Below are 14,396 nucleotides of genomic sequence, written 5' to 3'. Positions count from 1 at the left end.
CGCGGGTCGGCTTGCGGTCGGCGAGAACACCGGGCCGTGGGTGCGGCGAGTAGCCGGGGCAGCAGCATGGCGGCGCCGGTCTGCCAGAACACCCACTCGGTCCTGCCGCCCTTGGACACCACGCGGGCCCGTTTGCTGGCCAGGCCGAGATCGGACACGTCGAGAGTGAGGGTCTCCTCGGCGCGGGCGACGGTCTCGTAGAGCAGCCGCCACAGCGTCTTGTCGCGCAGGCCGACGTCGAGGCGCCACAGCGCGGCGACCTGGTCGCGAGTCAACGCCGGGGTGGTGTCCACGGTGACCTTCGGCCGGACCCAGCTTGCGGTGGGGTCCCTGGCGATCCACCCGGCCGGCTCGCGCCACCAGGCCAGCGCCGAGCGCAGGGTGGAGAGGTGCCGGACCCGGGTGGCCGGGGCGGTGGTGCCGAAAGCTGCCGTGTACGCCCGGGCGAGTGCCGCCGCACCGGGTCCGGTGTCCAGCGCGGCGAGGTCGTCACCGACCGAGGTGCCGGCAAGCGCGGTCAGGGTCTGCCGGGACTTGACGGTGTTTCCCGGACGACCAGGCGCCGACGGCGGTGTGGGCGACGAGGAACGTCGCGATCGCGTGGGCGAAGGTCGGCGTCGGATACGACGTCCTGAGCTTGTGGACCTGCCCCACCGGCGCACCTCATGGCTCGTCGCAGGAAATGCGTACGGGTCGAGGGTGGCAGAGCGGTACGACAACTTCGACCTCGTGCTACTCGCTGTGGTCGGTCAGGTCGCGCCGTAGCGCGTTGTCGTGGGGAATCGGTCATTTCCCGCGGCAACAGCCAGGAGTAGGAACCGAAGACGGAGGTGCGCTCGGCGCAGACTATTGCGATCGTCGCAATTTAGTGCGTAGACTGTAGGCATGAGTCGACGAGACATCTTCACCGACGTGGCCGCGATCCTGCACCCACTCCCGCAACCCACCGAGGCGGCCGAGGAAGACCGCGACGGCTTCCTCGAATGGCGCAGGCAGGCAGCCGAGGAACAGCGGGACGCCGCCGAGAGCCTGCGGCTGTCGTGGGAGGAGGGCGACCAGGATCCGCTGCTCGGAGCCCTCTCCTTCGCACGCCGCACCAAGGAAGAGGCCGAGCAGCAGATCCGCGAGTTGCTCGCCTACGGCCGAGAGTTCGTCCAGCCCCGCCCGTACACGCTGGGCGACCTGGCCGCGGCTGCGGGCATGTCCATCTCCGGCGTACGCACCGCCTACGGCCACCGCGACGTCGCCCAGGTGGCCGACGCCACCGGCGCCAAGCCCCGAGAGTGGCGGGCCCCCGATCCCGACGACAGCGAGGCGACCGCGTGAGCACGGTCTGCACCTGCCCGGCCCGGTGGCGGCGGCTGTACACCGTGATCGAGGGCGTGCGGTACAGGGTGGAACCGGCCACGGCGAACACCGCGACCAGCCTGCTGTTCCGGGCCTGGTGCGCCAGCTGCGGCGCCGAGTACGGGCACCCGTTCCGGCTCGACGCCCGCGACCTGAACGCGGCCTGACGTCACCCGCCAGCCGGCCCTCAGCTCGTCTGGCGACCTATGAGCGGGTGGCGCCGGCTAGTCGGTCAGGCGCAGGGCGATGTCGGGGTGCACAGTGATCCGGTCGGGGCCGCCGCACTCAGGCCCGCCCGTAGCTTTAAACGAGAAATCAACGATTGGCTGGATCGCTGCGGTGGAGGCGCGGGTTAAGGCTCCCACAGCAGTAGGCGAATCGTCTTCGGGTCAGGTTCGTTGGTCATGTCGTGGCAGACGTTGATGTCGATCGTTGGCATGCGGAACTGGATCAGCTTCATGCCCGGATCGGGGTGCGGTTCCGCCGGTCGGAGCCGCGTCGACGGGCGCGGCAGTCGGAGTATTGGGCTCGACCCTCCTTTGCTTGTTGAGCGCCGGAGTAGCTCGTTTCGGTCTGTTGTCGGATGCACGTTGTAGGTTCCGCTGGTCTCAGCGTGGCGAGTCAAGGAGTCTTGATGCGATTGCGGATCGAGGTGGTCACTTCGGCTACTGAGTTGCCCTGGTCGAACGTGTTGGCGCCGGGGCGGAGCCTGGCGTATGAGCTGTTGTCCCGCACGGCTCGTGGGTTGGGCCAGCAGGTACATGCGAACGGGTGGGGGCCGAACCGCATGGCGCCGTTCGGTTTCAGCGCGCCGCTCTTCCCGGCGGCGGTTCGAGTTCGCGGTAGGTATGCGGTCGGTGGGCGGGGTTTCGTCGAGTTCGGTAGCCCGGTCCCCGAGATCGTCGAAGCGTGGGCTGCCGCGCTGCGGCAGTGTGAGTTGATCGATTGGGGAGGGGTGGCGTTCCGGATCACCCGGGTGACCCCGGTCGATCCTCCAGAGTTCGAGGCCGGTGTCGCCCGGATGCGGACCGCCACCCCTGTGGTGATGAAGGGCTCCGGCCGCGACGAGAGCGGGGAGCGGACGACGCGGCAGGCGTGGCTCTTGCCGACCGATATCGAGTTCCCGGCCTACCTTGATCAGAATCTGCGGCGGAAGCTTGAGACGTTGGGTCTTGAGGCGAAAGTTGCGCTCGATGGGCTGACGTGGGTCGGCGCGAAGCGGTCGTTCTCGGTGGGAAAGGGGCTCAAGCCCGGTGCGCCGGTGGAGGCCGAATTGCGAGGCGATCCTGAGGGGTTGCAGGCAATCTGGAGTTGGGGGCTCGGGCAGGCCAACTCGGCTGGATTCGGTTGGGTCGCGGCGGAGGGCACGGCCGCATGATCGCGTCGTCGGCCGAGAGCGTGGTGCTGACACCGCATCCGCTGCAGCGGGTGGGCGCTTACGCGCTCGCGGTCCTGGCTGGCGCGCCTGATCCGCACCGGTTGACCCGGGACGCCTTCGACCAGGCGGTGTCGACGATGGCGGAGGACGCGACCGGTGCCGCGTTGGTGCGTGATACGAAGGCGGCGCGCGGGTTCTGGTTGAAGTGCAGCCAGTCGCTTTTCCCGAACTCGAAGATGAACCACATGCCGACGCTCGGCAAGCGAACCGACGAGGAGATCGGCGACGGCGTACGGCGGTGGCGCACCCGGCCGCCGGAAGCATCCTGGCCTGGGGTGCCGTGTGCTCTATGCGGGCGAGAAGCGGTCGGCTTCTTCGGCAAGGTCGATGTGCCGCTTGCCGAGAGCAACGTCTACCGCAACAACACGCCTCGTGGACATGAGGGGTTGGCGTTGTGTTGGCCGTGTGTGTGCAGTTTCCACGCTCTGCCGTACGGATGTCAGCTCACTGGTGGATCGACAGTCGCGGTCCACAGTTGGGACGACCAGTTCCTCGCGCACAGCGTGCGGCGCCAGGTCCGCGGCAACCGTATGGTCATCGGCGTTGGCCGGGAGCCGCGCAAGCCGCCCTCGCGTGAGGTGCTGGCGCTGCGCCGGCTCCGTGACTACGAACACCGGATCAGCGCCGGCATCGAGTTGATCGTTTTCAACAACAACAACCGTGGGCAGACGCTGGAGACCTACGCCCTGGACCAGCCATTGGCAGAGTGGCTGCGGGCGACGCTGACGGGCGGCCCGCACCAGGGCAGCTTCCGGCCACTGCTGCGGGCGCACCAGACTGCGGACCGGCCGGGAATCGTCAACATGGCCAGGAACGCGTTCCGCGACCCGCAGCGGGTCGTGACCACTTGTGGCCACTACCTGGCAGCCGCTGCCGTCACCGGCAATCACCGACCGGACACCGACCGGATCGCCGCCATCTGTTACTCGTACACCACCGAGGTTCTCGATATGGATGACAGCACGTTGAAAGAGATCCAGGGGACGGCGGCACGGGTCGCTGCGCTCCTGGCCGCGCAGGACAGCGCAGGCAAGATAAAGGCCTTCCACGCGGATTTCAAACAGCCGGCGCGGCTGCGGAGCTGGCTACGCAGGCAGGCCGTGTGGTGGATGCTCGCCCCTCCGGCGTCCGTCCCTGACCCAGCGGGCGCGCTGGTCACCACCCGTGGCTATGAGCTGCTGTTCGACCCGGGAGCAGACAGCAACGCGTGGTTTCACCGGGAGGTGTTCCTGATCGCGGTGTTGGAGGAGCTGCACCGGCTGCGGTGGCGACCGTCCGACGCGGCGAAGGTCGCCGTTGAGCTGACCAACGACGACCTGGGCCCGACCGACAACGGGTTCATGTTCCACCGTGACGACGATGAGGAGGACCAGCGGTGACCTATTTAGTGGGCAAGGTAGCGCTCGGGGTGGTGGCCGGAGCGCCGAACAACGGCCTGGGTGAGGATAACGTCGCCAAGGTCAAGACGATGCGGGTCGGTCGGGATGTCTTCCCGTACGTGTCGGCGCAGGCGTTCCGCCGTTGGCTACGGGATTCCCTACCGGCCGGCGAGCCACGGTCCCCGGTGATCCGGTCCGGCAGCGGCAAGAAGCAGCAGGCGTACACGGCGGGCCGACCGCACCGCTACCTCGACGACGACCTGTTCGGCTACATGGTGGCGGTGAAGAAGGACGCCGATGGCAATTCCAGTACCTGCCAGCGGGACACGGTGCTGGCCACCGGCACCCTGGTCGCGGTTTCCCCGCGCTACCCGGAGTCTGATTTCGGCACGATGAGCCGGGGTTTCGGTGCCGGGGAGAATCCAGTCATTCACGGGCACGAGTTCTATACCGCCGAGTTGGCTGGTGACCTGTTGCTCGACCTGCCTCGCGTTGGGGTATTCGAGACGGACGCCTCCGGGTTGAAGGTGGCGTTGACATCGGCCGGTGCTGTTGAGGCCAGGGAGGATGGTGCGGAGCCGACTGAGTTCCGCGACGCGCAGGCGCTGCGGTTGCCACTCGACGAGCGGCGCCGGCGGGTCGCGCTGCTGCTACGTACGCTCGCCGCCGTGCGTGGGGGTGCCAAGCAGTCGCTGCACTACGGTGACCGGGCGCCGGCGCTGATGGTGCTGGCCCCGGTCAAGGGCGGAGTGAACCCGTTCACTCGGGTGTTGGCGGCGCAGGATCGGCACACTGTGTTCCGGGCCGATGTCCTTCGGGAGGAGATCGGCGCATGGGCGGACGAGTTGGACGGGCCGGTGTTGCTCGGCTGGGCGCCGGGCTTCCTCGGCGACCAGCGGGAGCGGGTCCGCCGCGAGCTGGCCGACCTGATTGAGGGCGGGCAGGTCGTGTTCGGTCATCCGCGCTCGCTGCTCAACGCCCTCGGGGATGAGTTCGCCCGGGGTGCCCACGACGCGTGGTTCGAGGATGCGAAGCGCTAATGCCCGGTGAACTGCGTGCGCTGGAGGTGACGGTCACCGCGCCGGTGGTGTCGTTCCGGAATCCGCTTTACGCCGGGGTGCAGGTCGGTCTTCCGTGTCCGCCGCCAGCTACGGTCGGTGGGATGCTCGCCGCCGCCGCAGGTGGGTGGCACCGAGTCGATCCGGGTCTACGGTTTGCGATGGCGTTTCGGTGCGGTGGCTCTGGCGAGGATCTGGAGACCTACCACCCGTTGGAGGCGACCGGCCGGAAGGCGGATCCGACGCCCCGGCTGCGGGCGTTCCTGGCTGACGTCACGTTGACGGTCTGGCTGGTCGACGACATTGATGGTTGGTGGAACCGGCTGCGGCGGCCGGTGTGGCCACTGCGGCTGGGCCGCAGCCAGGACCTTGTCGGGGTGCAGCTACGCCAGGTGGCCCTCCGTGCCGGCGGTGGCCGGCAGGGCACGGCGGTCGTGCCGGGCTCCCAATCCGCGCAAGGGCTGCGGCTGCGCCTGCCGACTGCGGTGTCGCTGGATCGGGCGCGTACCCGGTGGGACGAGTATCGCTACGACGCCTCCAGCCGTGCCGGCACGATCACCTCCGAGTGGATTGACGAGCACGATCAAGCCGTGGCGTTGCTGCCGGCGCCTCACCCGTCAACGGCCGGCTGATCCGTGCTGGGACGGGGGCGACGATCGTGACGGCACCCTTGGACACGACGCCGGCCGGAGCGGCTCAGCCGGGCACGGCGTCGTCCACGACGACGGTCCTCGACCGTGTGCTAGCCAAGAGTTCCCAGCGTGGTCGGCCGGTCGAGTCGCTCACCGCTCACCTGGCTGCCACCTTGGCGGCAGCGGACGCCCTGGCTGAACGGGTCGGTCGGATCGAGGTCGTGGAGAAGACCCTCGGTGAGCTGTTCTGGCAGGTGGTGCGCTGGGCGGCGCTTAGCCACGACGCCGGGAAGATTGCGGACGGCTTCCAGGACATGCTCGCGGGCAGATCGGCAGCGTGGGGGCAACGGCACGAGGTCCTGTCGCTCGGTTTCCTGCCGCTGCTGATCGACAACGAGTTGCTCCGTCGGTGGGTGGCGTTCGGGGTGGTCACCCACCACCGGGCACTGGCCTCGTCGCCCGACGGCGCGGGCAAGCCGTCGATCGCCCAGACATACGGACACGGCGGCCTGCCGCTGGCGGATTTCCGGGCACGGATCGGCCCCGTCGATCAGGCGGTGGCCGCCGAGCTTGCCCGCTGGCTAGCCGGCACAGCGATGTCGGCGGGCCTGCCGACGCTCGGGCCCGCCACCGCACCGGACGTTGTCGCGTCAGCGCATGCCCTGCTCGACGAGACGCTGCGGTACTGGGATGAGCAGGGCTGGGCAGGACACGATCACGATCTCGCCGCGATCCTGGTGCAGGGAGCCGTAACGCTAGCCGACCACCTGTCCTCGGCGCACGGCACGCTGCACAGGACACAACCGATCGCGCCCGGGTTCGTGACCCGGCTGGCCGGCGACTTCGCCGCCAGTGGCCGGGCGTTGCACCGGCACCAGGAGCAGGCGCGGGACGTACGGGGGCATCTGCTGCTGCGGGCACCGACCGGGACCGGCAAGACGGAGGCTGGTCTGCTGTGGGCGGCTGGACAGGTCGCCGAGCTTATGGCGACGGTCGGCGGGGTACCCCGAGTGGTCTACACCCTGCCCTACCTCGCGTCGATCAACGCAATGGCGCGCAGGCTCGGCCGGCTGCTCGGTGGCGACGAGGTGACCGGCGTGGCCCACTCGCGTGCTGCTTCCTATCACCTCGCGACGGCGATCAGCGCCGAGGACGAGAACGCGGCAGCGACCCCTGGGACGGCCGATGAGGACGCCCGGCGGGTGGCGGCAGCCCGTAAAGCGGTGTCACGGGCGGCGGCGACCCGGCTATTCCGGGAGACGGTGCGGATATCGACGCCCTACCAACTGCTGCGCGGCGCCCTGGCTGGCCCGATCCACGCCGGCATCGTGGTCGACTCGGCGAACTCAGTGTTCGTCCTAGACGAGCTGCACGCCTACGAACCCGTCCGGCTGGGCTACATCCTGGCAACGGCGCAACTGTGGGAACGGCTCGGCGGACGAGTCGCAGTACTCTCGGCGACACTACCGACCGTGCTGGCCGAACTCTTCACCCAGGCCATGCGGTCCCCCGTGCAAGCGGTGTCGGCCGACCCCGGTTGCGTCCCGCCGAGACACCGGGTCAGGATCCGCGACCACACGCTCATCAGCCCAGACGCGATCGCCGAAATGAGGGGACGGCTCGTTGCGGGCGAGTCGGTCGTGGTGGTAGCGAACAACGTGGCCCAGGCCCAGCAGCTTTACGACGCGCTGGCACCGAGCGCCCGTGCCCGCCACCATGACAGCCCCGACGGCACTGACCCTGATGCGGCGATCTTGCTGCACTCGCGGTTCCGGCGGGTCGACCGGTCGCACATCGAGCGGCGGATTATCGGAAGGTACGGCACCCAGGCCAGGGCGGCCGGACGGGGCCGTGGCGGCTTGGTGGTGGCCACCCAGGTCGTCGAGGTATCGCTCGACGTGGACTTCGATGTGCTGTTCACCTCGGCGGCACCACTGGAGGCGCTGCTGCAGAGATTCGGTCGGGTCAACCGGCTCGGTCGCCGCGCCGCCGCCGATGTCATCGTGCATCCAGCGGCGTTCGGTCCGCGTCGGGGCGACCCGACCAGGCGGGACTATGCCGACGGCGTGTACCTACGCGAACCGGTCGAGGCGGGCTGGCGGATCCTGTGCGGGCACGACGGGCAGTCGGTCGACGAAGTCCAGGCTGGAGGCTGGCTGGACAGCATCTATGTGACCGTGTGGGGACAGGCGTGGTGGGCCGAAGTCGACCGAGAACGCGCCCGGTTCCACGACGACTTCCTATCCTTCAGCGAGCCGTACGCGGACCGCATACCCCTGACCGACCGGTTCGACGAGCTGTTCGACGGCACCGAAGCGATCATCCAAGACGACCTAGCCTCCTACGAGACGGCTCTCGGGCTGGCCGGCCAGCGGCCGGTGGGCAGGCTACTCGCCGACGACTACCTGATCCCGATGCCGGCATACGCCGCCCGGCTTGCCCGGCTCGACCACCGCCTCGGCGTTCGAGTGGTCAACGGCGAATACGACGAAGAGTACGGGTTGACGAAGGTGAACGCGGTCGAAGGCGCCCGCTACCGACTCGGCGAGGTGTTCTGATGCGAACCGACGACATCGGCGGCGTACATATCAAATACCTACACCACTGCCGCCGCCAACTCTGGCTCTACGCCCGCGGTGTGCGACCGGAACAGCTCAGCGCCGCCGTGCAGCTCGGCGAGGCGGTACACGACTTATCCTACCGGCGCAACTCCCCGGTTGATCTCGGTGCGGCAGTGCTGGACTTCATCGACGGCGACCAGTGGGTGCATGAGGTCAAGTCGTCCTCGCGGCCCTCCAGCGCCGACGAGGCCCAAGTCGTGCACTACTGCTACCGGCTGCGGCAGGTCGGGGTGGCAACCCGGGGCGCGGTGCTGCACTACCCGAAGACCAGAAGGACCAGGAGGATCGAGTACGACGCGATAGAGGCCGCCCGCGCCGAGCAGGACATCGCTGAGGCCCTCACTGTCACCGGCGCTGCCGAGTCCCCTCCCCGGCTCCCCCGCACCCGTTGCCGGGGATGCAGCTTCGCCGACTACTGCTGGAGCGACTGATGCCCGCTGCCACCCGTACCTACTGGCTGACCACCGCATGCCGAATCCGCCGACAGGACCAGTCCCTGGTCATCGAACGCGAGTCCGGCGACAAGGTACACATCCCAGTCACCGACGTCCGGGATATCGTCGCCGTTCAGCCGGTGGACATCAACACGGCGGTCGCGTCACTGCTCAACCGGCACCATGTCAGCGTGCACCTGCTGGGCCACTACGGCGACTATGTCGGCTCGCTGCTGACCAGCGAAACCAGCGTCTCCGGCGAAACAGTGCTGGCCCAGGCCAGGCTGGTTGCCGACCCGACGGCCAGCTTGAGGATCGCCCGGGACTTGGTGGTGGCGACCGCGTTCAACGTCCGCCGAGTCATCGACCGCGACCTGCTCACCGCGCCATACACCACGCTCAAGGAGTCGGCCGCGAAGGCGACCAGTGCCGCGCAACTGATGGGCGCGGAGGGCACCTTCCGCCGCTCAGCCTGGCAGATGCTCGACACCCGGCTACCGGAGTGGCTCCAACTCGGTGGCCGCACCCGCCGCCCGCCTAGCAACGCCGGCAACGCCTTCATCAGCTACGTCAACGGCATCATCTACGCCCGAGTGCTGACCGCCGTGCGGCTGACCCCGCTGCACAGCGGCCTGGCCTTCCTGCACTCGACGATGGAACGGCAACGTCACTCGCTGGTCCTGGACCTGGCCGAGGTGTTCAAGCCGCTGTTCGCCGAACGGCTGCTGCTACGTCTCGCCGGCCGGGGTCAACTCCGCATGGAGCACTTCGACAGCGAGGTCAACCAGGCGATGCTCAGCGAAAGCGGACGCCGCTTCGTCGTGCAGACCGTCCGCGACGAACTCGGCACGACCGTCCAACATCGTTCCCTCGGCCGCAAAGTCGCCTACGACGAACTGCTCTACCTGGAAGCACTGCGATTAGCTCGGCACTGCCTGGAAGGCGAACCGTACAAGCCGTTCCGGATCTGGTGGTAAACCCATGTACGTCCTCGTCGTCTACGACACCGCCGTAAAGCGGAACCCGCTGATTCTGCGTACCTGCCGCCAGTACCTGCACCACGTGCAGCGCAGCGTCTTCGAGGGCGACCTCAGCGAAGCCCAGCTACGCCGCTTCCGCGCTGCCGTCGAACAGGCCATCGACAGCGGCTACGACAGCGTCCTCGTGTACACATTCCAGCCGGGCACTACAGGCCAACGACAGGAGTGGGGTCGCACCCAACCGGCACCATTGGACATCCTCTAGATCATCATCAGGATTTCAGCAACACGCCGGAGTAAGCTCCACAACCGGAGGTCCGCTGAAAAATCAAGCCCGAAGACAGCCCTTCCAACCCGTTTGACCTGCAACTTAATCTTCGGGTCCTCATCCGCCCTACGAGGGTTCGCAACCGGCGCCACCGGCGCACCCACAGGTCCACCCATTCCGTCCTCATCCGCCCTACGAGGGTTCGCAACTCTCCGCTGGCATCCTGGGGCGCTAGATGACGGACGGTCCTCATCCGCCCTACGAGGGTTCGCAACCCGGTCATCGCGGTGACCTCCCCCGCAGCGGGGGTGGCGTCCTCATCCGCCCTACGAGGGTTCGCAACGGTCGCCGACGGGCTGGCCAAGGGTGCCGACTACAAGGGTCCTCATCCGCCCTACGAGGGTTCGCAACCCAGCGTCCGTCCGCCGATGCCCTCGCCGGCGCGGGTCCTCATCCGCCCTACGAGGGTTCGCAACCCGTAGTAGAACGTCTTGCCGGCCAGGTGGTTCGGGTGTCCTCATCCGCCCTACGAGGGTTCGCAACACGAACTGATCGCCTCGTGGGACATGGCGTTCAAGTCCTCATCCGCCCTACGAGGGTTCGCAACATGGGCACAGGGTTCCCTTCGGTCGGGTTGTTGGTGGTCCTCATCCGCCCTACGAGGGTTCGCAACGGGCGCAGCACCAGCGCCCGTAGCGGCTCCACATGTCCTCATCCGCCCTACGAGGGTTCGCAACATCCCCGCCAGATGTCAGCCACTGCCTCGGGCCCCGTGTCCTCATCCGCCCTACGAGGGTTCGCAACACGCCGTCCGGATAGGCCAGCTGGTCGATCGGGTGGTCCTCATCCGCCCTACGAGGGTTCGCAACCCGACCTCCGCAACCAGCTCGGCGAGAGCGTCAAGTCCTCATCCGCCCTACGAGGGTTCGCAACAAGATGGAGCCGTCCGCCGCCAACCCTGCGGTGCTGGGTCCTCATCCGCCCTACGAGGGTTCGCAACTGCAACGCCGCGGCCAGGGGGTCGAGGGCGTCGTACGTCCTTATCCGCCCTACGAGGGTTCGCAACATGAAGTGGCGACCGGGGTGCGGCTGGAGCTAAGGTCCTCATCCGCCCTACGAGGGTTCGCAACGCTGGGCCTACGGCGGCGGCATTGACAGCCTCGCCCGGTCCTCATCCGCCCTACGAGGGTTCGCAACATGTCGAGGTGGACCAGCTGCCCCCCCCCCCCCCCCCCCCCCCCCCCCCCCCCCCCCCCCCCCACGAGCACCGTCCTCATCCGCCCTACGAGGGTTCGCAACGACACCCACACGCCGGCTGCCGTCGACGCGCCGCCGGGTCCTCATCCGCCCTACGAGGGTTCGCAACACAGCGACCATCACACCCCCGAACGCCATGCACACCGGTCCTCATCCGCCCTACGAGGGTTCGCAACGGATAGGGTTCAGGTGCATCGGGACTCCTTGCTGATGTCCTCATCCGCCCTACGAGGGTTCGCAATACGGTGCTGTCGGGGATCGCGGTGCCGTGCGCGGAGGTCCTCATCCGCCCTACGAGGGTTCGCAACATGGTGGGGCTCACCAGAGGTCCCGCCGGTCGGCGGGGTCCTCATCCGCCCTACGAGGGTTCGCAACCGCTTGGCCAGGCAGCCGACGAACTTGGGGGTGGTGGTCCTCATCCGCCCTACGAGGGTTCGCAACCTGAGGCGGTGTACCCGCTGGCCCAGCATGTGACCGGTCCTCATCCGCCCTATGAGGGTTCGCAACCGCTTGGCCAGGCAGCCGACGAACTTGGGGGTGGTGGTCCTCATCCGCCCTACGAGGGTTCGCAACCTGAGGCGGTGTACCCGCTGGCCCAGCATGTGACCGGTCCTCATCCGCCCTATGAGGGTTCGCAACCGCTTGGCCAGGCAGCCGACGAACTTGGGGGTGGTGGTCCTCATCCGCCCTACGAGGGTTCGCAACCGCTTGGCCAGGCAGCCGACGAACTTGGGGGTGGTGGTCCTCATCCGCCCTACGAGGGTTCGCAACCTGAGGCGGTGTACCCGCTGGCCCAGCATGTGACCGGTCCTCATCCGCCCTACGAGGGTTCGCAACTCAACCCTCTCACCGGTGAGCCGGTCATCCCGGGTCCTCATCCGCCCTACGAGGGTTCGCAACGCTCCCTCCTGTCTGGTGGTAGGGGCGAGGCGCGGGTCCTCATCCGCCCTACGAGGGTTCGCAACCGAAGTACGGCGACCAGATCGCCGTGTCGTGGGAAACGTCCTCATCCGCCCTACGAGGGTTCGCAACATCATGCCGAGGCCGGTGAGCTTGTCGACCGCCTCGTCCTCATCCGCCCTACGAGGGTTCGCAACAGCCGCCCGGGGTGTACCGGGCGCTGCTGTACCCGCGTCCTCATCCGCCCTACGAGGGTTCGCAACCTGCTCGGCGGGGTGCTGGGCAGCCTGCCCGCACTCGTCCTCATCCGCCCTACGAGGGTTCGCAACGGGGTGACGAGCTGCTCGCCCGCGCCAGCCGGCGCCGTCCTCATCCGCCCTACGAGGGTTCGCAACGCGGAGCAGTCATCCGGGCCACCGGTCGACCCGGCGGTCCTCATCCGCCCTACGAGGGTTCGCAACAGATGGACTCCGCCGGCAGCGACCTGCGGGTGTTCGTCCTCATCCGCCCTACGAGGGTTCGCAACGCCTGGGTCACGACCAGGTGCAGAGCGGTGATCCGCGTCCTCATCCGCCCTACGAGGGTTCGCAACCTGTGCTGGCCGCCGATCACGCGCTGGATACCGACGAGTCCTCATCGCCCTACGAGGGTTCGCAACCGGATGGCCTGGCAGCGGGCGCAGGTCCGGGCGGCCGTCCTCATCCGCCCTACGAGGGTTCGCAACCGGAGGTCAGCTCCTACGGGCAGGTGTCCTACTACTCGTCCTCATCCGCCCTACGAGGGTTCGCAATGAGGGGGAAGTCCGCACCTACGGCGGCGGCCGGCGGGTCCTCATCCGCCCTACGAGGGTTCGCAACATAGGCACCCCCGCCGGCCCACCTAGGGTTACGAGCCGGTCCTCAGAGGACGTCTGATTCACGTATTTTGTGTGTGTTGTGGTTGTAGGGGTTCTCGCCAGGTTGGGGTGGTTTCGGTGGTGAGGCGTTTGGCGAGGTTGTCGATCATGGCGAGGGTGATCATGCTGGCGGAGTTGTGGGGTCGGGTTTCGTAGTCGCGGACGAGTCGGCGGTGGTGCATGAGCCAGCCGATGGTGCGCTCGACGACCCATCGGCGTTTGACGACGCTGAAGCCCTTGATCTGTGGGTCTTTGGTGACGATCTCGACGTCGACGCCGAGGTGTGCGCCGTGTTCGACGACGCGGTTCTTGAAGCCGGCGTCGGCCCAGGTCTTGGTCAGGGTGGGGTAGGTGGTGGTGGCCTGGTCGAGCAGGTTCATGCCGATGTTGTTGTCGCTGGTGCTGGCGGCGCAGACGGTGACGGCGAGGAGCAGGCCGATGGTGTCGGTGATGATGCCGCGTTTGCGGCCGACGATCTTCTTCCCTGCATCGGTGCCTTGTGTGGACAATGGAACGTTGGTGGAGGTCTTCACGCTCTGGCTGTCCATGATGGATGCGGTTGGTTCGACGGTGCGGCCGTGGTGGTCACGGACGAGGCCGGTGAGCTGGTAGTTCAGGTCGGTGAAGATGCCTTCCTTGCTCCAAGCGGCGAAGTAGCCGTAGACCGTGGCGTGGGGCGGGAAATCGTGAGGCAGGTAGCGCCAGGCGATGCCGGTGCGGTTGACGTAGAGGATTGCGTCGAAGATGTCGCGGAGGTTGTGGGTGGGTGCGCGTCCGCTGACGCCAGCGTCGGTGCGGGCCTGTCGCCAGGCCGTCAGTCGGGGTGCGATCAGGGCCCACCGGGCGTCGGACAGGTCGGACGGGTAGGGGCGTCGTGTGGTCATGCAGTAGGCGTACGTGTCGGGGCGACGGCTGGGCGGACGCCATGTCCGCCTATGCGGGGATGAATGTGAACCAGACACGATCCCGGGGTGGAATGCGCTGAAGTCGGGCAGGTGTGCGTCTGCCATTATGCGCTCTTACTGGACCGGTTTGGACATATCGCGCTACCGATGTCCAAACATGAATCGGCCACTACTGACGCGAACGCGAAACAAACGTCCAGTCAGAGAGCACTTCGACGCACGACCCAACGCGCCCCGATCGAGCAGAAGCGGCTGCCGCCAACTCTCAAGAAACGGAAGGCG

Annotated in this window: 11 protein-coding genes and 1 CRISPR repeat array; of the genes, 10 read left to right on the top strand and 1 reads right to left on the bottom strand. The window is 67.7% G+C overall.

The window, feature by feature from the left end:
- Positions 1–885 precede the first annotated feature (885 nt).
- The 10 genes from ACN265_RS32185 (at position 886) to cas2 (ending at position 10,154) form a co-directional block, all read left to right on the top strand.
- Positions 886–1,326 carry a hypothetical protein gene (locus ACN265_RS32185; protein WP_421411141.1) on the top strand — a complete coding sequence of 147 codons (441 nt, stop codon included), beginning with the start codon at positions 886–888 and terminating at the stop codon, positions 1,324–1,326.
- Complete coding sequence (locus ACN265_RS32180) at positions 1,323–1,514, top strand: hypothetical protein (protein WP_421411139.1); 192 nt, start codon at positions 1,323–1,325, stop codon at positions 1,512–1,514. The genes ACN265_RS32185 and ACN265_RS32180 overlap by 4 nt, the downstream gene beginning before the upstream one ends.
- A 467-nt stretch (positions 1,515–1,981) precedes the next feature.
- Positions 1,982–2,725, top strand: coding sequence for a CRISPR-associated endoribonuclease Cas6 (locus ACN265_RS32175; RefSeq protein WP_421411137.1), 744 nt, complete (start codon positions 1,982–1,984; stop codon positions 2,723–2,725).
- Positions 2,722–4,164, top strand: coding sequence for a hypothetical protein (locus ACN265_RS32170; protein ID WP_421411136.1), 1,443 nt, complete (start codon positions 2,722–2,724; stop codon positions 4,162–4,164). Before ACN265_RS32175 ends, ACN265_RS32170 begins: the two co-directional genes overlap by 4 nt.
- A complete protein-coding gene (gene cas7i, locus ACN265_RS32165; RefSeq protein WP_421411134.1) occupies positions 4,161–5,204 on the top strand; it encodes a type I-B CRISPR-associated protein Cas7/Cst2/DevR in 1,044 nt (347 codons plus the stop codon). The genes ACN265_RS32170 and cas7i overlap by 4 nt, the downstream gene beginning before the upstream one ends.
- Positions 5,204–5,854: a CRISPR-associated protein Cas5 gene (cas5, locus tag ACN265_RS32160; protein WP_421411132.1), complete on the top strand. Its 651-nt coding sequence runs from the start codon at positions 5,204–5,206 to the stop codon at positions 5,852–5,854. Before cas7i ends, cas5 begins: the two co-directional genes overlap by 1 nt.
- A gap of 107 nt (positions 5,855–5,961) precedes the next feature.
- Positions 5,962–8,412, top strand: a complete 2,451-nt coding sequence (gene cas3 / locus ACN265_RS32155; RefSeq protein WP_421411725.1) for a CRISPR-associated helicase Cas3' — start codon at positions 5,962–5,964, stop codon at positions 8,410–8,412.
- Positions 8,412–8,906: a CRISPR-associated protein Cas4 gene (locus ACN265_RS32150; protein WP_421411130.1), complete on the top strand. Its 495-nt coding sequence runs from the start codon at positions 8,412–8,414 to the stop codon at positions 8,904–8,906. Before cas3 ends, ACN265_RS32150 begins: the two co-directional genes overlap by 1 nt.
- On the top strand, positions 8,906–9,886 hold the full coding sequence (gene cas1b / locus ACN265_RS32145) for a type I-B CRISPR-associated endonuclease Cas1b (RefSeq protein WP_421411128.1): 981 nt from the start codon (positions 8,906–8,908) through the stop codon (positions 9,884–9,886). Before ACN265_RS32150 ends, cas1b begins: the two co-directional genes overlap by 1 nt.
- Before the next feature lie 4 nt (positions 9,887–9,890).
- Positions 9,891–10,154, top strand: a complete 264-nt coding sequence (cas2, locus tag ACN265_RS32140) for a CRISPR-associated endonuclease Cas2 (RefSeq protein ID WP_421411126.1) — start codon at positions 9,891–9,893, stop codon at positions 10,152–10,154.
- Positions 10,155–10,270: 116 nt separating this feature from the next.
- Positions 10,271–12,906: direct repeats of the CRISPR family, unit length 30 nt; unit sequence GTCCTCATCCGCCCTACGAGGGTTCGCAAC.
- 323 nt (positions 12,907–13,229) lie between these two features.
- On the opposite strand, the gene ACN265_RS32135 is transcribed toward cas2, so the two are convergent.
- The gene (locus ACN265_RS32135; protein WP_421411124.1) at positions 13,230–14,093 is read right to left on the bottom strand and encodes an IS5 family transposase; all 864 of its coding nucleotides are present in this window, start codon (positions 14,091–14,093) and stop codon (positions 13,230–13,232) included.
- Positions 14,094–14,396: the final 303 nt, after the last annotated feature.

The sequence above is a fragment of the Micromonospora sp. WMMD730 genome, assembly GCF_049178955.1.
GTDB lineage: Bacteria > Actinomycetota > Actinomycetes > Mycobacteriales > Micromonosporaceae > Micromonospora > Micromonospora wenchangensis.
Note: the sequence above shows the minus strand (reverse complement) of the source record. Positions and strands in the feature narration are given on the sequence as shown.